Source organism: Roseateles sp. GW821-FHT09G09 (assembly GCF_059415965.1).
Genome location: NZ_JBWKOG010000011.1, coordinates 69049 through 93188, shown reverse-complemented (window position 1 = coordinate 93188; position 24140 = coordinate 69049). Strand labels below are relative to the sequence as shown.

Below are 24140 nucleotides of genomic sequence, written 5' to 3'. Positions count from 1 at the left end.
GGTGGGGGTGAGGGCCAGCGGACGTGGCAGTCAAAGAATGCTTGACACGGTTGCTCTCCCACAAGCGGGAGAGGGAGCAAGCAAGGCCCAGGCGGCTCTCCAGGGAAATTCAGGGGAAGTTCGTCACCGTCGGCGTGAACGACGCGTTGCAGCCGGTCTGCGCGCCGGTGTTGTTGATCACGTGCACGATGCCACCGTTGCCGCCCAGGCAGACCGAGATCATGTTGTGGAAGCGCACGTTGCCGTTGACCGGTGCCTCGATCGCGCGGTCCAGCAGGATGCCGCCGTTGGTGAACACGCTGTAGACACCCAGGCCCCAGGCCTCATGGCTGGTGACGTTGTCCGCCACCTTGTACGAGGCCCAGCCCCGGCCCGTCGGGCTGTTCCAGCCGGCCTGGCTCGGCGGGTCGTACGGGATCTCCGATTGATAGAAGTAGACCCGGCCGCCGTTGCCGTTCCAGACCACCTGGTACTTCTGGAAATGCTCGACGAACAGGCCGTACACGGTCACGTCGTTGCCGTTGACCCAGAGACCGTTCTCCGAAGGGTTCTGCGTCCAGCCCACGCCGGCGCCGTGGTCGGCGCGCCAGAGCCAGGTGTGGTCCACGATGGTGTGGTTCGCGTTCACGCTCAGCGCGATCCGGACCTTGCCCGCGGCCGCGCCGCCGATGCGGAAGAACAGGTCGTGCAGCACCGTCGGATTGGCCGCGTGATTGGCGGCGGCGCCGTTCGGGCCGACCTCGAGCAGCACGCCCGACTCCATCGCACCCGCATCGAAGAACAGGCCGGCGATCGTCAGCCCGTCCACGTCCGCCGTCTGCATCAGCGGCTGGCCGTTGTCGGAGCGCAGCGTCGGGAAACCGATGCCCAGCACCACTGTGTCGGGGTTGTTGACCCGCAGCGGCTGCGTCAGCACATAGGTGCCAGGTGTGAACAGCACATGCTTGCCGGCCGCCAGCTGCGTGTTGATCGCGGCGGCGGTGTCGCCTGGCTTGGCGATGTGGAACTGACCGATCGGGATCGTGCGGCCCGGCGTCGCGCCGCCGTTGTTCCAGGAGATGCCGCTGCTGTTCTGGCGCAGCGCGGGCACGCGCACGGCGTAGCTGCCGTCGGTGTCGATGAAGAGGAAGGGCTTCTCGCGGATCACCGGCGTCTGCGCGACCTTGGTGTAGCGCTGGCCCGCGGTCGGGAAGCTGCCCGCCGGCGCGTTGGGCACGCCGACGAAGACCATGTTCCAGTTGGAGCCCGTCCAGCTGCCCCACTGGCTGTTGCGCGAGATCCATTGCTGCTGGCTGGCGGAGTTCACCTGCCCATCCACCAGCACGTCGGAGAACCAGCCGCCGCTGGACCAGCCGCTGTTCTGGTTGAGCTTGATGTTGCCGCGCACGTGCATGCGCCGGAACGGGATGGCCTGCGAGACCGCCCACTGCATGGTGTTGTTGCCGATCCCCAGGCTGGGCGTGACGGAGAAGTTCTCCGCGCCGCGCCAGAAGTTCTGCGTGGCGTTGTCACCGCCGAGGAAGGCGTTGGCGCGCAGGTCGCCGTTGACGTGGACCTGGTCCGGATGGCTGCCCAGGCCCAGCACCTGCGTGTAGAAGCCCACCGGGATGCGCAGGTTGTTGTAGGTGCCCGGCGTGAGCAGGATGGCGTCGCGGCGCGGCCCGAAGTGGTTGGGCTGCTGCGCGTTGTAGATGCCGTCGATCACGCCCTGCAGGTTGGGCGTGGTCGGGCTGACGATGTGCACGCTGGCGCCGAAGTCCGGCGGCGTCCCGGTGGTCGGTGGATTCGTCGGTGGATTGGTGGGCGGATTCGTGGGCGGCGTCGTCGGCTGGTCGGCGATGACGAACTGCTCCCAGGCCTGCACCGCGTTGCGGTTGGCGACGAGCACGCCGCCGAGGTTGAGGTCGGCCGAGACGTACTGGCCGTTGGCGACCGAGCGCAAGGCCACGGTCCCGTTGGACTGGGGCACCACGACGAACTGCTCCCACGCGTCGGCCGTGCGCCGGTTGGCGATCAGGCGGCCCGTGTCGGGCGCGGCCAGGCCGAAGTCGGCGGAGACGAAGTTCCCGCTGATCCGCGCCCGGAACGACACCGTGCCGTTGGCGTTGTTGACGACGTCGAACTGCTCCCAGCTCTGGGCCGCGCCCGCGGTCGCGGTCAGGTAGGAGCTGCCGGTGGCCGTCGCGCTGACGAAGTTGTTGTTGGCCACCGCGCGCAGCGTGGCGGCATCGGCATCCGCCGACAGCGTCAGCGCGGCGATCCAGCCCGCCGCCAGCAACGCGTGCAGCGGCCACGCCCGTCCTCGATGCCATGCCATGTCGAATCTCCGTCTTGAAAGTGGCGCGAGTCTAGGAAGAAGAAATACCAATCGAATACTCCGACCGTGTCCGGCTGTTTCAGATCCGCAGTCGGAATACCTCCATTCCCCCCGCAATGAAGACTTCGCCCCGCACATTTGTTTTCAAACCTGTCAATTCTTCGCCCTAAAGAGGTAGGAATATTCCTCACGCCCTGCCGGGTCGGATTTGCCGTCCGTCGGATCGCCTTCACTCCCTTACATATCAAGCATCTTCACCGCTTGTCGGCGTGAATGTGCCGTTGAAGTTGGCCCGTCCCATATTCAAGCCACAGGGCCGACATACACGCTGACACCCCGCCAGGTTTTGCAGCCAGCGACACATTCCGACACCGCCTCCGACTACTGATTGTCACAACGCGGGACGAACGCTGTTCCTACATTCCGCCACTGGTTTCATGGTGGTTTTATCTAGAACAACAACCGCGCTCCTCCCGGCGCGAGGACATCAGGAGTGATTGCAATGCGTACTGGACAACTCAAGGCGGTGGCACTGGCCGCCGCGCTGCTGGCCGCGGGATCGCAGGCCGAGGCAGGCACGATCGTCGCGCCCTACTTCTTCACCTGGGGCTTCGGCAGCGGCTCGTACGGCATCAAGACGCTGGGCGAGGCCAAGTCCAAGGCCGGCATCGACGCGGTGACGCTCGCCTTCGGCGTGTCGGGCGGCGGCTGCACGGTCGGCGGCGGTCTCGAAACGACGATCAGCAACCCCAGCTTCCAGGCCGACATCCAGGCCTACATCAAGTCCGGCGGCCGGGTCATCCTGTCCCTCGGCGGCGCCAACGGCACCTACCTGGAATCGACCTGCTCGGTGAACGACCTGGTCGCGCAGCTGCGCCGCCTGATCGACGCCAACGGCACGCGCTCGATCGACTGGGACATCGAAGGCGGCCAGCTCGGCGACACGCGTCTGAACGGCGTGCGCAACGCCGCGATCCTGCAGCTGCAATCGATCTATCCGGACCTCCATACCTCGTTCACGCTGCCGGTCGTTCCCTACGTCAACGCCAACGACACCGGCGGCCTGCAGCGCGAAGCGGTCGAGCTGCTGCGCGCCGCGTCGCAGTCGGGCGTGAAGATCAGCATCGTCAACCTGATGACGATGGACTACGGCAGCTACTACAGCGGCGGCAAGAAGATGGGCGACCTGGCCATCTCCGCCGCGACGCAGACCGTGGCGCAGCTGAAGTCGCTGTATCCGGCCAAGACCGACGCGCAGCTGTGGGCCATGATCGGCATCACGCCGATGATCGGCCAGAACGACGTGGCCTCCGAGACCTTCACGCCGGCGGATGCGGTGACGGTGGCCAACTTCGCCAAGCAGAAGGGCGTGGGCCTGCTGTCCTACTGGGCCGCGCAGCGCGATCGCGTGGGCAACGGCGCGCTCGGCGAATACAGCCGCGCCAACACGCGCGACTACGAATACTGGCAAGCCTTCGCCGCAGCGAAGAGCGGCTCGCCCGCGCCGTCCCCGGCGCCGCAACCGCCCGCTCCCGCGCCGTCGCCCTCGCCCACCCCTGCACCGAGCCCGGGGCCCGCGCCGAGCCCGTCGCCCGCTCCCGCGCCCAACCCCGGCACCTGCGTGGCCTGGGCCGAAGGCAAGACCTTCACCGCCGGCCAGGTGGTCAGCTACCAGGGCAAGACCTACAAGGCGCTGGTGACCCACACCGCGTGGGTCGGCACCGGCTGGAACCCGGCCGCCACGCCGTCCCTGTGGACGCCGACCTCGGCGAGCTGCAGCGGCTCGCCGGCGCCTGCGCCCGCACCGACGCCCGCGCCTTCGCCGTCCCCCGCCCCCTCGCCTTCTCCGGCCCCGTCACCCTCGCCCGCACCCTCGCCCGCTCCATCGCCGAACCCCGCGCCGGCGCCCTCGCCCGGCGGCGCGCTGACGCTGCCCGAAGCACTGAAGGCCACGCAGACGCGCCGCGTCTACGTCGGCTACTACCCGACCTGGAGCGACAACTGGTTCGACGCCACCGGCAAGTCCGCCAACGACGTCTACAAGGCCAGCAAGTTCGCCCGCACGCCGGCCACTTACACCCACGTGATGGTGTCCTTCGCGGATCCGGCCTTCTCGTGGGCAGGGCTGTCGGCCAACACCTTCTCGGGCACCGGCATCAACTTCAACGCGACGCCGCGTGACATCAAGGCCGCGATCGACGTGCTGCACCAGCGCAACCAGAAGGTCATCCTCGCCGTCGGCGGCGCGACCTACAACAACTGGGGCACGCTCGCCGCGGAAGGCGCGGCCGGCAACGGACCGACGATCAACGCGCTGGCGAAGATCCAGACCGAGCTCGGCTTCGACGGCCTGGACGTCGACTAGGAGACCGACGGCGACGTCGACCGCTACGCCAACGTCATCAAGGCGCTGCGCCGCGCGGTGGACATCGCCGGCAACGGCCGCGTGCTGACGCTGGCCGGCTGGTCGACGGGCGCGGACTGCACCGCGGCGACCTCGGCCGACGCGTCCTGCTCGGGCCGGCTGTCGTTCTGGGGCGGCAACGCCGGACGCGAACGCGCGGTGGTGCGCAAGTTCCCGGCCGTGGCCGCCATGCTCGACATGGTCAACGTGATGAGCTACGACGCGCGCTTCGAGAACTACGACGGCGTGACCGCGTACAACGACTACCGCTCGCTGTTCCCGGCCAAGACCATCGTGTCCATCGGCCTGGAGCCCGCGCCCGAAGGCTGGGCCGGCGGCCTGCTGGTCGTCAACGACGGCGACGCGCAGTGCACCGGCTCGCGCAACCTGAAGAGCCAGTACGGCGCCACCCTCAACCAGCCGTACTCGGTGCAGCGCTACACGACGGCGGTGCTGAACGGCGGCGCGGCCAACCGCAATGCGCGGGACGGCGCGATGCTGTGGGCCATCATCAAGACGGGCGGCGGCAACTGCGGCGCCGCGCCGCTGGCAACACCTGGCACCGTCGGACAGAAGGTCGGATCGATGTTCGGCCTGACCGCCGATCCGCTGCTGCAATCGTCCGAGTGGAAGTAAGGCGTCTGGGTCACCGCCCGACCATCACCCCTGCATGCGGGCCCTGGCGATGGCCTGAAATCAGCCGCGCCCGCGCCAGGGGACGAGGCGGCGCTCGACATGCCGCATCAGCAGGTCGAAGGCCCAGGCGACACCGCCGATGACCAGGATGCCCATCACGACGATGTCGGTGCGCAGGAAGTTGGAGGCGTTGAGCACCATCTGCCCGAGTCCCGAGGACGCGGCCACCATCTCGGCCGCGACCAGCGTGGTCCAGCCGAAACCGACCGCGATGCGCATGCCCACGAGGATCTCGGGCAGCGCCGCGGGCAGCGCGACGTGGCGCAGCAGCTGCCAGCGGCTCGCTCCCATCGAGAGGGCCGCCTGCAGTTGCTCGGGCGCGGCGCTGCGCATCCCCGATCGCGCAGCCAGTGCCAGCGGTGCAAAACACGAGAGGTAGATCAGCAGCACCTTGGGTACTTCATCGATGCCGAACCAGATGATGATCAGCGGCAGGTAGGCCAGCGGCGGCAGCGGCCGGTAGAACTCCAATGGCGGATCGAGCAGCCCGCGCGCCCAGCGCGACATCCCCATCGCCAGGCCCAGCGGAATCGCCGTCACGCAGGCGAGGACGAAGGCCCCCATCACGCGCCCCAGGCTGGCGGCGAGGTGCCGCCACAGCGGCAGGTCGTGGGCCTGGCCGGTGAGGTACTCGGCGAACTGCCGGCCCACCGCCTGCGGCGATGGCAGGAACAGCGGCTTGACCCAGCCCGCCGCCGTCACCAGCCACCACAGCAGCAGCAACGCGGCGATCGTGCCGATGCTGATCCATCGCGTGGCGCCCTCCTCCAGGCCGGCGAAACGGCTGACGCGCATCGCGGACGCCGCCTTGGCCGTCCGATCAGGCCGCGGCATGACGCACCTCCGCGCTGGCCTTCGGCGGCTCGTCCAGGATGGCGTCCGGCACGGGGCCTTCGACCGGCGCAATGCGCACCGGGCTTGCGGAGGCAGGTCGTCCTTGCAACTGCGCGAGCACTTCCTCGCGCAGCGCGATGAACTCGCGGCTGGATTTCTCCGCGCGCGCATCGCCGTGCGCCAGGAAGCGGCGCGAGAACGGCAGCGCGTCGAACTCGCGCACGATGCGCCCCGGTCCGGGACTCATCAGCACCAGGCGCGTGGCCATGAAGAGCGCCTCCTCGACCGAGTGCGTGATGAACAGCACCAGTTTGCCGGTGCGTTGCCAGACGCGCAGCAACTGCTCCTGCACCTGCTCGCGCGTGAAGGCGTCGAGCGCGCCGAGCGGCTCGTCCATGAGCAGCAGCGCCGGATCGCTGGCCAGCGCGCGGGCGATGCCGACACGCTGCTGCATGCCGCCGGACAGTTCCCAGATGCGGCGCGCGCCCTGCCCGGCCAGCCCCAGGAGCGAGAGGCAGCGCTCGGCGGCCTCGTGACGGTCGGCCTTGCCGACGCCGCGGATGCGCAGCGGCAAGGCCACGTTGTCGCGCACGTTCAGCCAGGGCAGCAGCGCATGGCGCTGGAACACGACGCCGCGATCCGCGCCCGGACCTTCGACCGGTCGGCCGTCCAGGAGGATCTCGCCGTCGCTCGGCGCCAGGAAGCCGGCCACCGCGTTGAGCAGGCTGGTCTTGCCGCAGCCCGACGCACCGAGCAGCACGACGAACTCGCTGCCGTCGACCCGCAGGTCCACCGGCGCGAGCGCCTGCACCGCGGCACCGTCGGGGCCGGCGTAGCGGATCTCGACTCCGCGCAGTTCAAGCGTCGACATCGTCGGGAGGCTCGGGGAGCGTCAGGCGGGTGGGGAGGATCGGAAGGATCGGACGGTCAACGCGCCGCCAGCGCCTTCTTCACGTACTCGCCGGTGACGAAGGCGCCGTAGTCCGGCTTGAGTTCCTGCACGCGGCCCTGCTCCTTGAGGAAGGCCGCCGTGTTGGCCAGCGCCTTGGCCGCGCCTCCGCCCAGCCATTGCGGCGAGAGCTGCTCCTGCGGCGTGGGGAAGCGGTACAGCGCGATGGCGGCGGGCACGTCCTTGGGGTCGGCCTTGCTCCACTTCGCGATCGCGCGGACTTCCGGCGTCTCCGGCGTCCAGCGCGAACCCTGGGCGCGGTAGGTCGCGTCGGCGCGCGACAGCGCCTGCACCAGCGCGACGACGAAGGCCTCGTGCTTCGCCGCCCATTGCGCGTTGACGACCAGCCCGTCGAAGGTCGGATGGCCTTTTCGGCCGATGCTGCCGGAGGTGGCGATGACCTTGCCGCTGGCCTTGATCCGCGCGAGCGCGGGATCCCAGACGAAGGCGGCGTCGATGTCGCCGCGCTCCCAGGCGGCGGCGACCTCGGGCGGACGCAGGTTGACGATCTGCACGTCCTTCGGGTCGACGCCCTCGAGCTTCAATCCCACCAGCAGCTGGTAATGCGAGGTGCTGACGAAGGGCGTCGCGACCTTCTTGCCCTTCAGGTCCTTCCACGACTGGATGCCGCTGCCGTTGCGGGCCACGAGCGCCTCGGCATCGGCGATGTCGTCGAGGATCCAGAACAGGCGCAGGTCCTGGCCCTGGCTCGCGGCGGCGGCGATCGGGCTGGAGCCGGCCTCGCCGATCTGCACGTCGCCGGAGGCCATCGCGCGGATGACGTCGCCGCCGCCGCCGAACTGTCGCCACCGGATCTTGTAGCCGGTGGTCTTCTCCAGTTCGCCGGATTCGATCAGCGTGCGCAGCGGGACCAGCATGTCCTGGTAGGCGAAGGTCACCTCGCGCGTCTGCGCCCAGGCGCTCGACGACAGCGCCAGCGCGCCGGCCAGCGCTCCCGTGAGCAGGCGGATCCAGGACAGGTTCATCGCATTCCCTTGAAGTCGGAGAGGGCTCGCCCCGTCGATGCATGGCACGGACGGACAAGCTGGAGGTGCCGCGAACGGCGCTGCCCGGCACTCTAGGCAGCGCTGCTCCCGCGTCCAAGGAAGCCGTCCGCATCTGCATATGCGGCATGCGTCCAAGCGGGGATGGCGCGACCGGCGCGCGGATGGTTAGGCTCTCGCCTCTGTCCTGGTCGCCCGTCTGTCGACGGTCTGATCGCTCATCGTGTCGCCCTGCGCGCCCTGCACGCCCTGCCCGGAGCCCCGCCTTGCTGAAGATCCTGTCGTCTGTCGCCCTCATCGTGCTGCTGGCGCTGGTCGCGCTCGCGGCGATCGCCTGGTGGTCGCTGCGCGCGCCCGACCTGCCCGCCGAGCAGCTGGAGCGTGAGTTCCAGACCCCGCATGAACGCTACGTCGAGCTCAGCCCCGGCCTGCGGCTGCACTACCGCGACGAGGGCCCGGCCGAGGCGCCGGTGCTGCTGCTCCTGCATGGCTACGGCGACTCCTACGCGACCTGGGAAGGCTGGGCGCCGGTGCTGCGCGACAGGTGGCGCGTCATCAGCCTGGACCTGCCCGGGCACGGCCTGACGGCCGCACCGGCGGGCTTCGTGCTGGACGGCAACGCGTTCACGACGATCGTGCTGGGCTTCGCCGACAAGATCGGCGTCAACCGCTTCGCCGTGGCGGGCAACTCGATGGGCGGCGGCGTGGCATGGAAGCTCGCGCTGGCGGCGCCCGAGCGGGTACAGGCGCTCGTGCTCGTGTCCGCGGCCGGATGGCCCAGCGAGGCCACCGGCGCGAGTCCTTCCCTTGCTTTCCGCCTGCTGCAATACAAGTGGGGTCGGGACTTGCTGGCCAGCATCGACAACCGGCCGCTGATCAAGCAGGGCCTGACCGCGCAGGTGCATGACAAGGCGCTGATCACCGAGGCGGTGATCGACCGTTGGGCGCGCTACCAGCGCTATCCGGGCCATCGGGACATCCTGATGTCGGCCTCGCCCGCAAGCCATGCGACGGCGACGAAGGCGCTCCTCGCCACGGTGAAGGTGCCCACGCTGGTCCTGCATGGGGACTACGACCCGCTGATCCCGGTCGAGCATTCACGCCGCTTCGCCGCCGCGATCCCGGGCGCGAAGCTGATCGTCTATCCGGACGTCGGGCATCTGCCGCAGCGGGAGATCCCGGAGCGGTCGGCGAAGGATGTGGGGGAGTTCCTGGCGGCGCAGCCGTGAGGTGAGTCGCCGGATGGGCAACAGCGATCGCCGTCTGTGAACGATGCGGGCGCGCGCGGAGACGCGATGACGGCATGCTCCCCTCGCGCGGATCACGTCGAAGGACGCGTCGCTTCCACCAGATCGTGAACGTACTGCTCGATCGTGACCCGTCCCCTCACGGCGGTCTCGGGAAGCTCGAGGTCGTCCAGCGCGGCGCCGGTCATGCGCGCATAGGACTCCGCAGCCGCCTGGGAGAACCCCAAGCCGCGGAACGATGCCACCCATTGCTCGCGCGGCGTGACGACCACGCGGACCTGCCGGTTCATCGCCTTCGCGAATGCCGCGGCCACGTCGTCGGCGCTGTAGCGCGCCGGCCCTTCGACGTGCTGGATGCCGACATCGTCGAGCGAGGACGTCAGGCGGCGCGCGGCGATCTCACCCAGGTCGCGCGGGGCCACCATCGGCAGGCGCAGATCCGCGGGAAACAATGACCTGAGCTCGCCGGTCTCACGCACGCCGTCGAGCTGCGCATCCCAATTGCTCATGTAGAAACCGGCGCGATTGATCGCGGCGGGAATGGACTGGTGCTGCAGCCTTTCCTCCAGCTCCCACAGCACGTTCAAGTCACCCAGGCGCTCGCCCGGGCGGGCGCCGCTGGTCGACTCGGCGACCACCTTCTCCAGGCCGCTGCCCTGCAAGGCGTCGAGGATGCGAGCCACCGTGCGTCGCTCCGTCTTGTCGGTATCCCCGTCGACGGCCGCGGGCGGATTCAGGAGGAACGCCCGCCGCCCCTTCCTGAAGACCGCGCGCAAGCCGTCCGCGTCGTTGACATCGGCGACGGCGACGCTCGCGCCCGTGCGCTGCAGACGCGGCACATGGGCGGGATCGTGCGTCACGGCGACGACGTCCTGCCCCTCGGCCAGCAAGGCGTTCACCACCTCGGAGCCTACATGGCCCCAGGCACCCATGACGATCAGCATCGCGTACTCCTTTCTGGAGACCGACCACCGTGCGGCAGTCCGATGCGATCGGGGCAAACGCGCTGCCCGCTCTCCCGGGTCCGGAGCACCGTCGGATGCCTGGAACGACATCGCCGCCGGCCCCGCGTGACATGCGGAACCCGGCGGCGACAGAAGCACCGCGACCGTCAGGTCGCGCGGCTCGGCAAGCGCAGCGTCAGATCTTCATCGCCGCCAGCAGGCTGTCATGCGCGGCCTTGTTCATGCGGATGTCGAAGGGCAGGAAGGTGAGCCGTTCGACCGCCGTGACGCCGGACGGATTCGACACGTAGTAGCTGCCGCCCAGCAGCGCGCCGTCCTTGGTCAGCGCGCCGGTGTAGACATTGCCGTTCAGCTCGAAGTAGATGCGGTACTGGACCGTCGAGCTCAGCGTCGCCGACTGCGGACGCGGGTTGGTCGCCACCCAGACCGACACGCCGTCGACGGTGCTGACGGTGCCGTTGGCCAGGCGGTAGGTGGTGCCGTCGCTGTTGGACGCGATGCCGGCGGTCATCGCGGCCGTCAGCGTCGTGCCCACGCGGCACGGCGTGACCGCGGCGCCGGTGGTCGCCGTCGTGCAGTCGAAGACGTTGTAGCGGTCGCCCTTGTTCGTCTGCGCAAACTTGAGATAGCTCGAGCCCGCCGCGTACGTGGCCGTCCCGTTCAGGATGTTCGCGTTCGAGAAGAACGAGTTGTGGAAGTGCGCGAAGTCCGCCGGCGTCGAGGCGATGGCGCCGGTCAGCGGCACGGCCTCGTAGTTGCTGCGGATCTCCGAGAACACCACCGTGGTGTTGTCCACGGCGAGCGAATCGACGCGCACGTCGCTGCTGACGTAGGACACCTTGCTCGACGCCCCCGCGACCAGCACGGCGCCGTTCTTGAGCACGCGTGTCGCCGACGACGAGAGGGGCAGCGCCAGCGTGTTCGTGAAGTTGCGGGCCGCGCTCTGCGCGTTGGTCTGCGGACCGTTGGTCAGCGGCGACGCGGGCAGCAGGCCGTAGTCCGAGTACGCGTAGTTGACGCCGCTGGTCTGGCCGCCCGAGTAGTTCAGGTTCCAGTGCAGGAAGTAGCTGCCCGCGTTGGGCGGCAGGATCAGGCTCTCGAAGATCTGCTGGTTGTTGCTCAACTGCAGCGTCAGCTGCGCGATCGAGCTCGTCACGGAACCGGCCGAGTTGGACACCACGACCGTGTACTGCGCGCCGTTGTCGGCGTACGTGACCGCGGGCGTCTGGTACGACGAGGCGGTGGCGCCGGCGATGGCGACGCCGTTCTTCTTCCACTGGTAGGTGACGTCGGTGCCCGCGGCCGTCACCGTGAAGAGCGCGGTGCCGTCGGTGAGCACGCTGGCGTTGGCCGGCTGCGTCGTGATGCCGGGCGAAATGATCGTCGGCGTGGTCGGCGTCGTCGGCGTGATCAGCAGAGGCTTGCTCGAGCCCGTGTCCGCATCGTTGCCGCCACCGCCGCATGCCGCGACCATGACCGACACGGCCGCCACGACGGCAGCGTTCCTGCGCTTCAAAGAAATCATGGGTCCTCCCCCCGTTTGAAAAATCTTGCGTGGCGGTCCATCGATGGGACCGCTCCGGCGTTTTGCGGCCGCGAGTATAGGAGGCGGAGATCGCCCAGCCCGTGACACGAGTGCGAAAAAAGTCATGGCAAGGCACAGCGTTTGCCGTGCCGTTGCATCCACCCACATCGTTGAGGAAAGCCATGAAGACATCCCTGATCAAGAACGTGACGCTGGTCGCCGCCTGTGCCGCCATGACGGTCGGTTGTGCCACCAGCGATGTGAAGAACGCGGGCGTGGGCGCCGTCGGCGGCGCCGTCGTCGGTGCCGTGGCCGGCGGCAGCGCCGTGACGGGCGCCGTGGTCGGCGCGGTCGCAGGCGCCGTCATCGGACGCCTCATGGTCGATGGCAAGGAGCGCGAGGTCTACTCGGACGGCAACGGCGGCCGCTATTGGGTCGACGGCGACGGACGCCGTCACGCCGTCCGCTGAACCACCGAGCCGTCCGGTCCCTCGACCGGGTAGCGCTTTGCCAAGGCTCGCAGGGCTCGATCGAGGTCCGGCGCCGCCGCGAGCAGGGCCTGCGTGTAGGCGTGCCGCGGCGCGGCGAAGACCTGGGCGGTGACGCCCTCCTCCACCACGCGGCCGTGCTGCAGCACGATCACCCGGTCGGTGACCGCGCGCACCACCGCGAGGTCGTGCGTGACGAACAGCGTGGCGACGCCGCGCTCGCGGCACAGCCGCTCGAGCAGCGCCAGCACCTGCGCGCGCAAGGACACGTCCAGCGCCGAGACCGCCTCGTCCAGCACCAGCAGGTCGGGTTCGACCATCAGCGCGCGGGCGATGGCGAGCCGCTGGCGCTGCCCGCCGGAGAACTCGTGCGGGAAACGGCGCAGCGCGGACGCATCGAGTCCCACCTGCTCCAGCAGCGCGACGGCGCGCTCTCGCGCCTGCGCCTCGCCAAGCGCCGGCCGCAGCAGGTGCAAGGGCTCCGCGAGCAGCCGCTCCACGCGCCACCGCGGATCGAAACTGCCGTAAGGGTCCTGGAACACGATCTGCACGCGACGGCGCAGCGCCGTCTCCGCGCCGGTGAACCGCTCACCGGCCAGCCTGACCTCGCCCGAGGCCGGACGCTGCAGGCCGAGCACCGTGCGCAGCAGCGTGGACTTGCCGCTGCCGGACTCGCCCACCAGCCCCACGCGCTCGCCAGGCAGCACGTCGAAACTCACGCGATCGACGGCCCGCACGCGACGACCGGGGCGGAAGAAGCTGCGATCGGCCGCGGGGTACTCGCACACGATCTCTCGCAGCGACAGCAAGGGAACGACGGGCTCACCGCGCCCATCGCGCCCATCGCGCCCGTCGCGCCCGTCGCGCTCGTCGCGCTCGTCGCGCTCGTCGCTTGCACCGGTCTCAACCAGCGGCACCTGTCTTACCCCCTCTCCCGCTTGCGGGAGAGGGTGGGGGTGAGGGCCAGCAGCCTCGGCAGTACTGCCACCCAGCGGTGTCGCCTCACGGTCGAGCGCCAAGCCCAGCCGTGACTGCTCGACCAACGCCCGCGTGTACGGATGCCGCGGCGGATCGAGCAACTGCCGCAACGGGCCTTGCTCCTGCACCTCGCCTTGCCACAGCACGACCAGCCGATCCGCCATCTCCGCGACCACGCCCAGATCGTGCGTGATCAGCAGCAGCCCGCAACCGTCCTCGCGCACCAGGCGCCGGAGCAAGTCCAGGATCTGCGCCTGGCTGCGCACGTCGAGCGCGGTCGTGGGTTCGTCGGCGATGAGCAGGCGCGGCCGGCAGGCCACCGCGATCGCGATGGCGACGCGCTGGCGCTGGCCGCCGGACAGCTCATGCGGATATCGACGCGCATCGACGCCGGCCTCCGCCAGACCGACCCGTGCGAGCAGTCGCTCCACCTCCGCGCGACGTTCCGCCGCGTCGCCGCGACGGTGCAGCCGCAGCGCCTCCTCGATCTGAGCGCCGATCGGCATCAGCGGATTCAGCGCCGTCATCGGCTCCTGGAACACCAGGCCCACGCGCGCGCCCCGCACACGCCGCCAGCCGGCTTCGTCCAGCGTGCCCAGGTCGACCTCCTCCAGCTGCAAGACACCGCGCCGCGACAACGCGTGCGGGAGCAGCCCCATCAAGGCCAGCGCCGTCAGCGACTTCCCGGAGCCGGACTCGCCGACCAAGCCGACGATCTCACCCGCCGCGACGTCCAGTTCGGGCACGAACAGCAGCCGGCGTTCGCCGGCCTGCAGCGCGAGGTCGCGCACGCGCAGCAGCGCCGCGCCGGGCGGGGAAAGCGTTGCCGTCATGGGAAGGTCCTGTCCTGGCGGTCCGGGCGGTCCGCGCTATCCGGGCGATCCGCACGCTCTGGGCGCACCGTCGGCGCCGTCTGCACCGGCGGCGCCATTCTCGTGTTGAGGCGCTCACGCAGCCCGTCGCCCAGCAGCTGGAAGGCGAGCGCCGACACCGCCACCGCCAACCCGGGGAACACCGCCAGCGTCGGCGCCAGCGCCGTGAGCGTCTGCGCCTCGGCCAGCATGCGGCCCCAGCTCGGTTGCGGCGGCTGCGTGCCCAGGCCGAGGTAGGACAGCCCCGTCTCCGCCAGCAGGCCCAGCGCCAGCTGGATGCTCAGCTGCACCAGCAGCAGCCCGGCCAGGTTGGGCAGCACGTGTTCGACCGAGATGCGCCAGGCCCCCTTGCCGGCCACGCGCGCGGCCAGCGTGAACTCGCATTGCCACAGCGGCAGCGCCGCGCCGCGCGTCAGGCGCGCGAAGACCGGGATGTTGAACACGCCCACCGCCAGGATCGCGTTGATCGCGCCGGGGCCGAGCGTGGTGCTCAGCAGCACCGCCAGCAGCAGCGACGGGAACGCGAAGATCAGGTCGTTGCCGCGCATCAGCGATTCGTCCACCCAGCCGCCCCGCGCGGCCGCCCACAAGCCCAGCGGCACGCCGACGCCGGCGCCCAGCGCCACCGCCACGAGCGCCACGCCCAGCGACGTCGCGCCGCCGCGCATCAGTTGCGAAAGCACGTCGCGACCCAGCGCGTCGGTCCCCATCCAGTGCGTCCATGACGGCCCTTGCAGGCGCGCCGGCAGGTCCATCGCGGCAGGATCCCACGGCGTCCACCACAAGGACAGCAGCGCCAGCACCGACAGCACGGCGCTCAAGGCCAGGCCGGTGGCGAGCCGGCCGCCGGGACCGCGGCGGGGGCCTGCCTCCGAACCCCTCGGCGGCGCGGCCAGCGGGCGCGCGCTCATGGCCGGCCTCCCGCGCGCGCCAGCCTCGGATCGGCGGCACGGCCGCTGAGGTCGACGATGAAGGACAGCACCACGACCGTGGCGACCAGCAGCAGCACCACGCTCTGCACCAGCACCAGGTCGCGCTGCGCGACGGCCTGGAACAGCAGCCGGCCGAGACCGGGCAGGAAGAAGACGTTCTCGATGATCACGGACCCCGCCAGCAGGAAGGACAGTTGCAGCCCGAGCAGCGTGAGCAGCGGCAGCGCCGCGTTGGGCAGCGCATGGCGCCACAGCACGCGCCAGTCGCCGGCGCCCTTGGCGCGCGCGGTGCGCAGGAAGTCCTCGCCGCCGAGGTCGAGCAGGCTGCCGCGCAGCACGCGCGCCAGGATGGCCGCCTGCGGCAACGCGAGCGCGATCGCGGGCAGCGTCAGCGCCGCCAGTCCGGCGGACAAGCCCTGACCCCAGCCCTCGAAGCCGCCCGCGGGCACCCAGCGCAGGCCGACGGCGAAGACGAGGCTCAGCAGCAGGCCGAGCCAGAAATTCGGCACCGCCAGCCCGAGCTGGCTGAGCTGGTCGATGACCCGGTCCAGGCGCCCACCCGGCCGCCATGCGGCGACCAGACCCGCAGGCGCCGCGATGGCGACTGCGAGCAGCAGCGCGTACAGCGCCAGCGGCACGCTCAACGGCAGGCGTTCCAGCAGCAGCCCAGCCACCGGCACCTGGTAGGTGATGCTGCGCCCGAAGTCGCCCCGCAGCAGCCCGGCGACCCAGTCCAGGTAGCGGCTCGGCCACGGCGCGTCCAGCCCCAGTTGCTGGCGCAACTGCGCGACCGTCGCTTCGTCCGCCTGCAGGCCGAGGATCTGGCGCGCCGGATCGCCCGGTGCCAGCTGCACGAGCGCGAAGACGACGAAGCTCGCGAGCACCAGGGTCAGCGCCAGGCTGACGCCGCGCGCCGCCAGCCAGCCGGGATCGCAACGGCGTCCGACCCAGGCCAGCCAGGCCGCCGCCAGCGCCGCGCCGACGAGCCCGACGGCCACGAAAGGCCAGCGCGCCAAGGTCGCAGGGTTCGACCTGCCCGCGCCAACGCCAGCGCCCACCGCGCTCTCAGCGCGATCAGCGCCCTCCGCGCCCTCAGCACCCTCACCGACCTTGCCGGCCGCCGCGTCGCCATCGACATACGCGCCCGCCAGCTCCACGCCGCCAATGCCGTTCACGCCGAGTCCGTGCAGGTCCGCGCGACGCACCAGCAATCGCGGGTACTGGAATAGGAAGCCGTTGACCGCGTCCTCGCTGAGCCGCCGCTGGATCGCCTGCAGGCCAGCGCGTTGCCCGACGGGATCGGTGGTCGCGTCCAGCGCGCGCAGCAGCGCCTGATAGGCCGCGCTGCGATAACCGAAGTAGTACCCGTCGCGGCCGTAGATGTCGTAGTCCTGCGGCTCCGCGTGGACGATGACGGTGAGATCGAAGTTGTGGCGCAGGAAGACCTGGTCCAGCCACTGCGCCCATTCCAGGTTCTGGATCTGCACCCGCAGGCCGATCGCCGCGAGCTGGGCCGCGAGGATCTCGCCGCAGCGCCGCGCATAGGAGGTGGGCGGCAGCTTCATCCGCAGCGGCGGGATCGTCGCCGGCGCGATGCCGGCGGCCGCGAGCAGCGCCTGCGCGCGCGCCGGGTCGTGCCGGGACGCCGCGGTCAGATCCACGTAGGCCGCGTTGCGCGGCGGGAAGTGGCTGCCGATCGGCTCGCCGTAGCCGAACATCGCGCCGTCGATGAGCGCCTGCCGGTCGATGGCATGCGAGATCGCGCGCCGCACGGGGAGCTGCGCCAGCAGCGGGTGGCGGTGGTTGAAGGCGAGGATGGTCTCGCCCTCGCTGCTGCCGATCTCCACCGCGAAACGGCGGTCGGCGCGGAACTGCGCCAGGTTCTCCGGCGACGGGAAGTTGGGGAAGAGGTCGATGTCGCCGGCCATCAGCGCCGCGTACGCCGCGGTCGGATCGGCGATGAAGCGGAAGCGCAGGCGCTCCAGGTTCGACGTCCGTGTCGCGTCCCAGTAGTCAGCGTTGCGACGCAGGGTCACCGAGTCCCCGCGCCGCCATTGCTCGAAGCGCCACGGCCCGGTACCGACGGGCCTCGTGCGGTTGTTGTCGGCAGTCGCGGGCGCGACCATCACCAGCGCCGCGCTCGACAGCGCGATCGGCAGCCGGCCCGAGCGCTCCCGCAACCAGATGTCGAGCACGAGCGGACTGCTCGCGGCCACGCGCGTGATCGCGGTGAGCGAGGTGCGTTGCGGGTTGAGCGAGTCCGGCGCGCGGGCGCGGTCGATCGTGAACTTGGCGACGCTGGCGTCGAACGGTGTGCCGTCGTGGAAGCGCACGCCGTCGCGCAGCTGGAAGCGATAGTGCAGGCCGCCATCGAGGACCTCCCAGCTCGCGGCCAGGCGCGGCTTCGGTAGGCCGTCTTCGCCCAGCGTCAGCAGGCCTTCGAAGAGATTGCCGTAGACCAGCTCGCCGATGGGCGCGGCCGCACCAGACGTGGGATCGAGGATCGGCGGCTCCAGCTGCATCGCGATGCGGAGCTCGCGCCCGGCGGGGGCGGCCGCGATCAGGCCGGACAGCGCGACCAGCAGGCTCGCGATCACGAGTTGCGCGATCCGCTTCATTCCCGTTTCCCCATCGTCATGCGCGCCATTCCGATTCGGCGGTCACGCGCGCCGCGCGTTCCTGCGCCGCATCTGCCAGCGTGGGCAGATCGAGCTGCCGATAGAGGACGGCGAGGCGGCGGTTGACCGCGACCTCGTCCGGATCGACGCGCCGCCGCGATTCCAGCGCCTGCTGCGCGTCGACCAGCGCGCCCGCATGCGTGGCGGCATCCACATGCAACAGCGCGAACAGGTCCCGCTGTGCATGGCTGCCCCCGATGTGCACGAGGCCGGGCAATGCCTGGCTCAGCGGATGCCATGCCCGCTCCGGCTCGCCGCGCGCATGCGCGACCAGGCCGACCGCCGCGGGCCAGACGACGTCGGCCCACACGGCACGACGGCCGTGGTCGGCTTCGCGCACGGCGGCCAGCAGCGCGTCGGCCTCCGGCCTCGCGGCCCGCGCGAGGCCGTAGAGATACAGCAGCGTCAGGAAGGGCTCGACGGTGTCGATGCCACGCTCGGCGATGAAGCCGGCCAGCTCCGACCAGCGATGGCCGACCTCCACGCCGCACCACTCCAGCCGCGCCAGCAGCTGGACGGCACCGGCCTGGTCCTGCGAGTAGCTCGTCGACACGCCCCAGACGGCGCCGTCGTACAGCGCCAGCGCCTCGGCGTCTCGGCCCCGCGCGAGGTGGAACAGCGCGAGGTGCCAGGCCAGGTGTGTCGACATGAACGAATTCAAGCCGGTCCAGCCCGGGCGCCAGCCGTCGAGCAGGCGCGTGCCCTCCTCGATCCGCCCTTGCGTCAGCAGCACATGCGCGAGCGCGTGCTGCGCCCACGGCTCGCGCTCGTCCGGACGCAGCGCGAGCGCGCGGCGCGCCGCCGCCTCGGCCTCCGCCAGCAGATGACATTGCTCATAGGCGAAAGCGGCCATGCCATGGGCATAGGCGTTCCCTGTGTGCTGCGGCAGCACGCGCAGGATCGCGCGCAGCATCGCGGGCGAGTCGCCGCGGTTGAACGCGAAGTACTGCCTCAGTTTCACCACCAGCAGATCGCGCGGGAAGCGCTCGATCAACGCGTCGGCCTCGCGCTGCGCGCCGGGAACGTCGCCGTCGACCCAATGGCCGAGCAGCTTCACGTGTCGCGCTCCGCGCTCCGCGGCCAGGCGTGCCGCCGGCGCGCCTGCGCCGTCGGCATCGGCATCGGCATCGGCATCGGCGGTGGCATCGGCGGTGGCGGTGGCGGTGGCGGTGGCATATCCGCTCAACGCCCGCTCGGCGGCCTGCAGGAACGGTCGCGCCTGCGGCGGCCCTTGCGGCGACTCCAGGAACATCCACAACCAGCCCGCGTAGACCTGCGCCAGCACGGCATCCGGATGCGCCTGCGCGGTGGCCAGGATGCCTTCGGCGCGCGTCTCGTACGCGAGCAGACCCCCGATGAAATCGTTGATCCCCGCGCTCACCTCCGCGGACGCGGCGCGGAACGGGTTGCCCAGTTCGTCGTTCAGAAGCATGACCGTCCTCTCAAGAGCTCCCGCCATCCCGCCACCCCGCGACCACGCCGAGCGCCGCAGGCGGGGCTGCACACGGCAGTCGTACTCAGTAGTTGTAGCTCAAGGTCAATGTCACCGTTCTCGGCGCGCCAGCGGCCGCGACATTCAGATCATCCTTCGTGCTCGGCCGGTTGCCGAAGAAGTTGCGCGTCAGGTCGTATTCCTTGTTGAACAGGTTCTGCACGCCGAGCTGCAGCGACCACGGCGAGCTCACCGGCGCCACCTCCACGCGCGCGTTGGCGAGCCAGTAGCTCGGGATGTCGTAGATGTGGCCGCCGTCGACGTTGAGCAGGTTCAGCCACGACGGGTACTTCGCGTGATAGCTGTAGTCGGCCGCGACGCGCCAGTCGAAGTTGGCGGCCGTCCAGGCGTACGCGACGTTGCCGCCATAGCTCAGCTTGGGCAGGAACTGGTCGCGGCCGGACAGGTCGCCCAGCAGCGGCGAATTGAAGCGGTCGAACCTCGCGCGCTTGTAGCCCAGCGCCTGCCCGATCGTCAGCCCAGCCAGCGGGCGCCACAGCAGCTCCACCTCGCCGCCGTCGACCTTGGACTTGTCGATGTTGATGATCTTGCCGACCAGCGCGCCGGTCGCCGTCGTCGTCACGTCCTGAAACTGCTGGTCGCGGTAGTCGTAGTGGAAGACCGCCGTGTTGAGGCGCAGGCTGCGGCTCAGGTCGGCCTTGTAGCCGAGCTCGAAGGCCAGCAGCTTCTCCGGCTGGAACGGTTCCAGCGCCAGCGTGTTGAAGGTGTTGTGCGCGGTGATGCCGCCGGATTTCACGCCGCGGCTGATCGAGCCGTACAGCAATTGCCCCGCCGCTGGCGTGTACTCCAGCGCCAGCTTGCCGGACGTGTTGTCCTTGGACAGCGACTGCGCCGCGCCGTTGACGCCCAGCCCGGGGACGACCGGCGTGGTGTTGGTGCTGAAGTCGTCGATGGCGCGCTTCTCATGCTCCTGACGCAGGCCGACGATCAGCTTCAGGTCGCGGCTCAGCGCCTGGTCCACCTGCCCGAAGACGGCCCACGTCCGACCGGTCTGGTCGTAGCGGGTGCGCGTGATCAGGCCATAGTCGCGGCGGAAGTCGGTGGTCCAGTCCTCGCTGAGCTTCTCGCGCGAGGCGTAGACGCCGCCGACCCAGTTGAAGCTCCCCTGCCCCTTCGACGCGAGCCGCAACTCCTGGCTCAGCGTGGTGGCCTTGTCCTTCCAGAACACGTCCGAGTGGTTGATCTCGGTGCCGTCCCAGTCCGCGAGCTCCTTGCGGTCGAAGCGCTGGTGCGCGGTGATGCTGGTCAGCTGCGTGGCGCCCAGGTCCCAGTTCAGGGTCAGCGCGACGTTGGTGGCGCTGTTGTCCTTGTGCGGCCTGGCGTTGGCCGACTCGCCGACCAGCGCGGCGAAGTCGCTCGCGAAGCCCCAGCCGGTCGCGCGGCGGTCGGTGTCGGCGGCGAAGCCGTAGGTGGGCCGCGCGGTGAAGAGGGAGAGCCCCTGGACATCGGACTTGTCGATGTTGTGGTTGAGGCTGAGCTTGGCGGTGAGGTCGCGTGTCACGTCCCATTCGAGCTGTCCACGCAGCGCGCTGATGTTCTTGTCGCCGAGCTTCTCGCCGGTCGTCCGGTTGCGCTGCCAGCCGCCGTCCTGCTCGGTGGCGACGGAGAGCCGGCCGCGCACCGTGTCGCTGAGCGCGCCGGAGACGTAGCCCTGCGCCGTCTTCGCGCCGTAGGAGCCGATGCCGATGGATCCGCCGAACTCGGTCTGCTTGGTCGGCGCCTTCGACACGAAGTTGATCGCGCCGCCGGTGGTGTTCTTGCCGTAGAGCGTGCCCTGCGGACCGCGCAGCACCTCGACGCGTTCGAGGTCGAAAAGCAGGCCCTGCGTCTGCACCGGGAAGGCGAAGGACACCTCGTCCAGGTAGACGCCGACCGGCGAGGAGTTGTTGCTGCCGTAGTCCTGGAAGCCGATGCCGCGGATGCGGAACTGCGGCTGGCCGCTGCCGAAGGCGGGCTCGATCTCGAGGCTGGGGATCTCGTTCTGCAGCTTGTTGACGCTGGTGATGCCCTTGGCGCGCAGCTCGTCGCCGGACAGCACGCTCACCGCCACGCCCACTTCCTGCGCCGATTCGACGCGCCGCTGCGCGGTCACCTCGACGCGGTCCAGCGTGGCCGCTGAAGCCGCCGCCGCCGCGGCAGGGGCGCTCTGCGCCATCGCCGAGCTGCCCAGCACGACCAGCACCGCGGCGGACACCGCCTTCAATTCAACGCGCGCACCCACCCGCGCACCCACCTGCTTACCAACTCGCATACCGATCCCGATCTTCTTCATTTGTTGATCTGACTTCGGCTGGACCGTGCACATCCGTGGCGGGCGCCGAAGGTGGCCGTTGTATTTCCGGGCCAGCGGCGACTTTAGGAATCGGACGGATTCCGTGCGACGAAGGATTCGGCGCATCGATATGCGCACAAGCGGCCGGGATGGGCGCTGTGCGGCTCGTTTCCCTCTGGGTTAGCGCACATCGGGGCACCGCCATCGAATATCGATACGCCGAAAGGTTTCTCTGCTTTTCCAGGCGTCTGAATAGAGTGGAACGTGAGCCGCAAAGCATTTTGCAGTAATCGCACATATTTACGTCTTATTAACGCCTGAGAATAATGCAAGCCCATTTGAAAGCAGTTTCCCTGGCCGTCGCGACACTGGTCGCCGGCTCGTTCGGCGCGGTCGGCAGTGCCGCGGCGCAGTCCTCGACGGAGGCAGCGAGCACGGCGCTCTCCACCGTGACGGTGCAAGGCACGCGCACCCGTTCGCTGGGCGCTGGCGCGCTCGGTGCCAGGTCTGAACTGGAGACGCCCTTCTCCGTCCGCCAGGTCGACGCGGAGGACCTGGACGCGCGTCAGGTCAAGTCGCTGGGCAAGGTCTTCGCCAACGACGCGTCGGTGATGTCGCTGGGCGACACCTACTCCTTCAACGCGTACTCGATCAACGTGCGCGGCATCCCGCTGGACGATTACAACGGCTACAAGATCAACGGCCTGCCGTTCTTCATGACCACGGTGGAGCTGCCGATCGAGACCTTCGACTCGGTGCAGCTGCTGAAGGGCTCCTCCGGCTTCATGTACGGCTTCGGCGCGCCGGGCGGCATCATCAACTTCGTCACCAAGAAGCCCACGGACAAGCCGCTGCTGAGCTTCGACGTCGGCTACCGCTCCGACGGCGTCTTCAGCGAGCACGTCGACGCGGGCGGCCGCGTCGGCGACGACGGCCGCTACGGCTACCGCCTGAACCTCACGCACGAGCAGGGCGAGACCTACAACGGCGCGCATGTGCAGCGCAATTCAGGCTCGCTGTCGGTGGACACGCGGCTCACCTCGTCGCTGACCTGGACGGCGGATGCGATCTATCAATCGCGGCGCGTGCAGGGCGGCGTGCAGGACTTCTTCCTGGACGACTTTGTCGGCACGCAGGTCCCGAAGGCGCCCAGCGGCCGCAAGGACCTGAACGCGCACGACACGACCTTCTTCAACTCCAACGTGTTCTTCGTGACCACGGGCCTGCAGTGGAAGATCGATCCGACGTGGACCGCGAAGCTGGACCTCAGCCGCAGCCAGGATCGGCGCCGTTATTCGGGCCAGTGGATGGGTCTGCTCAACGAGGCCGGCGACTACACGGTCTACCTGAACAAGGCGCAGGGCGCGGCGACCTACGAGCAAGCGCAGGCGCAGATCGAGGGCAGCTTCTCGACGGCGGGCATCCAGCATCAGGTGACGGCGGGCCTGGCGTGGCAGGGTCTGAACAAGCAGACGGTGCCGAAGTCGCTGTACACGCCGATCGGCGATGAGAACCTCTACCAGCCCATCACGCCGCTGCCGTGGAACGGCAGCTACGACGACTCGCTGCAGTATCACAACTACCACTCGGTGCAGAAGGCGGTCTTCGCCAGCGACACGGTGGCGTTCTCGGACCAGTGGTCGGTGCTGCTGGGGCTGCGTTACTCGGACTACGACCAGACCTCGTACAACACCGCGGGCGCGGTGACGAATCAGTACAAGAAGACACCGGTCACGCCGACGGTGGCGGTGATGTTCCGTCCGCGCGCGGACACGCTGGTGTATGCGAGCTATGTGGAGGCGCTGGAGCAAGGCAGCACGGTGGGCACGACCTACGCGAACGCGGATGAGGTGCTGGCGCCGTTGAAGAGCAAGCAGTACGAGGTGGGCGCGAAACACGACGGGCGGGGCTGGGGCGTGACAGGCGCGCTGTTCGAGATCGACCGCGGCGCGGAGTACGCGAACGCGCAGAACTACTACGTGTCCAACGGGCAGGTGCGGCTGCGCGGAGCGGAGCTGAACGGGTACGTCAATGTGGACACGGGGACGCGCGTGACCGCGAGTGCGGCGTACACGACCGGCACCTACCGCCGGACCGATCCGAGCCTGGAGGGCAACCGGTTGGAAGGCATTCCGAAGTGGCAGGCGTCAGTGGGGGTGACGCAGAAGGTGCCAGGTGTTGAGGGCCTGAGCGCGAACGCGGAAGTGCACTACTTCGACGGCCTGACCGCGGATGCCAACAACAAGTACAGGCTGCCGAGCTACTCGCTGGTGAACCTGGGGGTGGCCTATCAGACCAGCGTCGCCCACCACCCGGTGACGCTGCGCGCGGGCGTGGACAACGTGTTCAATCGGAACTACTGGGGGTTTCTGGCGTCGGGATATACGTTTGTGGGGGCGCCGAGGCCGGTGGGGGTGAACGCGAAGATTGAGCTTTGATCAAAAAAGGCCGCCCGGGGGGCGGCCT

Annotated in this window: 16 protein-coding genes; 5 read left to right on the top strand and 11 right to left on the bottom strand. The window is 69.5% G+C overall.

Annotated features, from left to right (window positions below):
* Positions 1-109: 109 nt before the first annotated feature.
* The gene (locus AC07O8_RS24575) at positions 110-2317 is read right to left on the bottom strand and encodes a pectate lyase-like domain-containing protein (protein ID WP_495050551.1); all 2208 of its coding nucleotides are present in this window, start codon (positions 2315-2317) and stop codon (positions 110-112) included.
* A 502-nt stretch (positions 2318-2819) separates the two neighbouring features.
* Between AC07O8_RS24575 and AC07O8_RS24570 the strand changes: the two genes are divergently transcribed.
* The gene (locus AC07O8_RS24570) at positions 2820-4682 is read left to right on the top strand and encodes a carbohydrate-binding protein (RefSeq protein WP_495050550.1); all 1863 of its coding nucleotides are present in this window, start codon (positions 2820-2822) and stop codon (positions 4680-4682) included.
* A 57-nt stretch (positions 4683-4739) separates the two neighbouring features.
* Positions 4740-5357 carry a hypothetical protein gene (locus tag AC07O8_RS24565; RefSeq protein ID WP_495050549.1) on the top strand — a complete coding sequence of 206 codons (618 nt, stop codon included), beginning with the start codon at positions 4740-4742 and terminating at the stop codon, positions 5355-5357.
* Positions 5358-5417: 60 nt separating this feature from the next.
* On the opposite strand, the gene AC07O8_RS24560 is transcribed toward AC07O8_RS24565, so the two are convergent.
* Genes AC07O8_RS24560 through tauA form a run of 3 tightly spaced genes read right to left on the bottom strand, consistent with a single transcriptional unit; the run spans position 5418 to position 8186 of the window.
* The gene (locus AC07O8_RS24560; RefSeq protein ID WP_495050548.1) at positions 5418-6251 is read right to left on the bottom strand and encodes an ABC transporter permease subunit; all 834 of its coding nucleotides are present in this window, start codon (positions 6249-6251) and stop codon (positions 5418-5420) included.
* Positions 6238-7122 carry a taurine ABC transporter ATP-binding protein gene (locus AC07O8_RS24555; RefSeq protein ID WP_495050547.1) on the bottom strand — a complete coding sequence of 295 codons (885 nt, stop codon included), beginning with the start codon at positions 7120-7122 and terminating at the stop codon, positions 6238-6240. Before AC07O8_RS24555 ends, AC07O8_RS24560 begins: the two co-directional genes overlap by 14 nt.
* Positions 7123-7178: 56 nt before the next feature.
* Positions 7179-8186 carry a taurine ABC transporter substrate-binding protein gene (gene tauA / locus AC07O8_RS24550; protein WP_495050546.1) on the bottom strand — a complete coding sequence of 336 codons (1008 nt, stop codon included), beginning with the start codon at positions 8184-8186 and terminating at the stop codon, positions 7179-7181.
* Positions 8187-8470: 284 nt separating this feature from the next.
* On the opposite strand from tauA, the gene AC07O8_RS24545 reads away from it, so the two are divergent.
* Complete coding sequence (locus AC07O8_RS24545; protein ID WP_495050545.1) at positions 8471-9433, top strand: alpha/beta fold hydrolase; 963 nt, start codon at positions 8471-8473, stop codon at positions 9431-9433.
* Positions 9434-9525: 92 nt separating this feature from the next.
* Here the strand turns inward: AC07O8_RS24545 and AC07O8_RS24540 are convergent, their stop codons facing one another.
* On the bottom strand, positions 9526-10395 hold the full coding sequence (locus AC07O8_RS24540) for an NmrA family NAD(P)-binding protein (protein WP_495050544.1): 870 nt from the start codon (positions 10393-10395) through the stop codon (positions 9526-9528).
* 196 nt (positions 10396-10591) lie between these two features.
* On the bottom strand, positions 10592-11941 hold the full coding sequence (locus tag AC07O8_RS24535; protein WP_495050543.1) for an immunoglobulin domain-containing protein: 1350 nt from the start codon (positions 11939-11941) through the stop codon (positions 10592-10594).
* 182 nt (positions 11942-12123) lie between these two features.
* On the opposite strand from AC07O8_RS24535, the gene AC07O8_RS24530 reads away from it, so the two are divergent.
* The gene (locus tag AC07O8_RS24530; protein WP_495050542.1) at positions 12124-12411 is read left to right on the top strand and encodes a YMGG-like glycine zipper-containing protein; all 288 of its coding nucleotides are present in this window, start codon (positions 12124-12126) and stop codon (positions 12409-12411) included.
* Here the strand turns inward: AC07O8_RS24530 and AC07O8_RS24525 are convergent.
* The 5 genes from AC07O8_RS24525 to AC07O8_RS24505 form a co-directional block, all read right to left on the bottom strand.
* Positions 12396-14240: a dipeptide ABC transporter ATP-binding protein gene (locus AC07O8_RS24525; RefSeq protein ID WP_495050541.1), complete on the bottom strand. Its 1845-nt coding sequence runs from the start codon at positions 14238-14240 to the stop codon at positions 12396-12398. The two genes, AC07O8_RS24530 and AC07O8_RS24525, sit on opposite strands and share 16 nt — an antisense overlap.
* Positions 14237-15190, bottom strand: a complete 954-nt coding sequence (locus tag AC07O8_RS24520) for an ABC transporter permease (protein WP_495050540.1) — start codon at positions 15188-15190, stop codon at positions 14237-14239. Before AC07O8_RS24520 ends, AC07O8_RS24525 begins: the two co-directional genes overlap by 4 nt.
* Complete coding sequence (locus AC07O8_RS24515) at positions 15187-17829, bottom strand: ABC transporter substrate-binding protein (RefSeq protein WP_495050539.1); 2643 nt, start codon at positions 17827-17829, stop codon at positions 15187-15189. The genes AC07O8_RS24520 and AC07O8_RS24515 overlap by 4 nt, the downstream gene beginning before the upstream one ends.
* Positions 17830-17845: 16 nt before the next feature.
* Positions 17846-19321 (bottom strand): tetratricopeptide repeat protein, encoded by a 1476-nt coding sequence (locus tag AC07O8_RS24510; RefSeq protein ID WP_495050538.1) that lies wholly within the window; start codon positions 19319-19321, stop codon positions 17846-17848.
* A gap of 85 nt (positions 19322-19406) precedes the next feature.
* The gene (locus AC07O8_RS24505) at positions 19407-21653 is read right to left on the bottom strand and encodes a TonB-dependent receptor (RefSeq protein ID WP_495050537.1); all 2247 of its coding nucleotides are present in this window, start codon (positions 21651-21653) and stop codon (positions 19407-19409) included.
* A 359-nt stretch (positions 21654-22012) separates the two neighbouring features.
* On the opposite strand from AC07O8_RS24505, the gene AC07O8_RS24500 reads away from it, so the two are divergent.
* Complete coding sequence (locus AC07O8_RS24500; RefSeq protein ID WP_495050536.1) at positions 22013-24112, top strand: TonB-dependent siderophore receptor; 2100 nt, start codon at positions 22013-22015, stop codon at positions 24110-24112.
* Positions 24113-24140 lie beyond the last annotated feature (28 nt).

Bases quoted from the DNA above. Each gene is read 5' to 3' on its own strand.
- AC07O8_RS24575 (WP_495050551.1), bottom strand. From the start codon at position 2,317: ATGGCATGGCATCGAGGACGGGCGTGGCCGCTGCACGCGTTGCTGGCG.
- AC07O8_RS24570 (WP_495050550.1), top strand. From the start codon at position 2,820: ATGCGTACTGGACAACTCAAGGCGGTGGCACTGGCCGCCGCGCTGCTG.
- AC07O8_RS24560 (WP_495050548.1), bottom strand. From the start codon at position 6,251: ATGCCGCGGCCTGATCGGACGGCCAAGGCGGCGTCCGCGATGCGCGTC.
- AC07O8_RS24555 (WP_495050547.1), bottom strand. From the start codon at position 7,122: ATGTCGACGCTTGAACTGCGCGGAGTCGAGATCCGCTACGCCGGCCCC.
- tauA (WP_495050546.1), bottom strand. From the start codon at position 8,186: ATGAACCTGTCCTGGATCCGCCTGCTCACGGGAGCGCTGGCCGGCGCG.
- AC07O8_RS24540 (WP_495050544.1), bottom strand. From the start codon at position 10,395: ATGCTGATCGTCATGGGTGCCTGGGGCCATGTAGGCTCCGAGGTGGTG.
- AC07O8_RS24535 (WP_495050543.1), bottom strand. From the start codon at position 11,941: ATGATTTCTTTGAAGCGCAGGAACGCTGCCGTCGTGGCGGCCGTGTCG.
- AC07O8_RS24530 (WP_495050542.1), top strand. From the start codon at position 12,124: ATGAAGACATCCCTGATCAAGAACGTGACGCTGGTCGCCGCCTGTGCC.
- AC07O8_RS24525 (WP_495050541.1), bottom strand. From the start codon at position 14,240: ATGACGGCAACGCTTTCCCCGCCCGGCGCGGCGCTGCTGCGCGTGCGC.
- AC07O8_RS24520 (WP_495050540.1), bottom strand. From the start codon at position 15,190: ATGAGCGCGCGCCCGCTGGCCGCGCCGCCGAGGGGTTCGGAGGCAGGC.
- AC07O8_RS24515 (WP_495050539.1), bottom strand. From the start codon at position 17,829: ATGAAGCGGATCGCGCAACTCGTGATCGCGAGCCTGCTGGTCGCGCTG.
- AC07O8_RS24510 (WP_495050538.1), bottom strand. From the start codon at position 19,321: ATGCTTCTGAACGACGAACTGGGCAACCCGTTCCGCGCCGCGTCCGCG.
- AC07O8_RS24505 (WP_495050537.1), bottom strand. From the start codon at position 21,653: ATGCGAGTTGGTAAGCAGGTGGGTGCGCGGGTGGGTGCGCGCGTTGAA.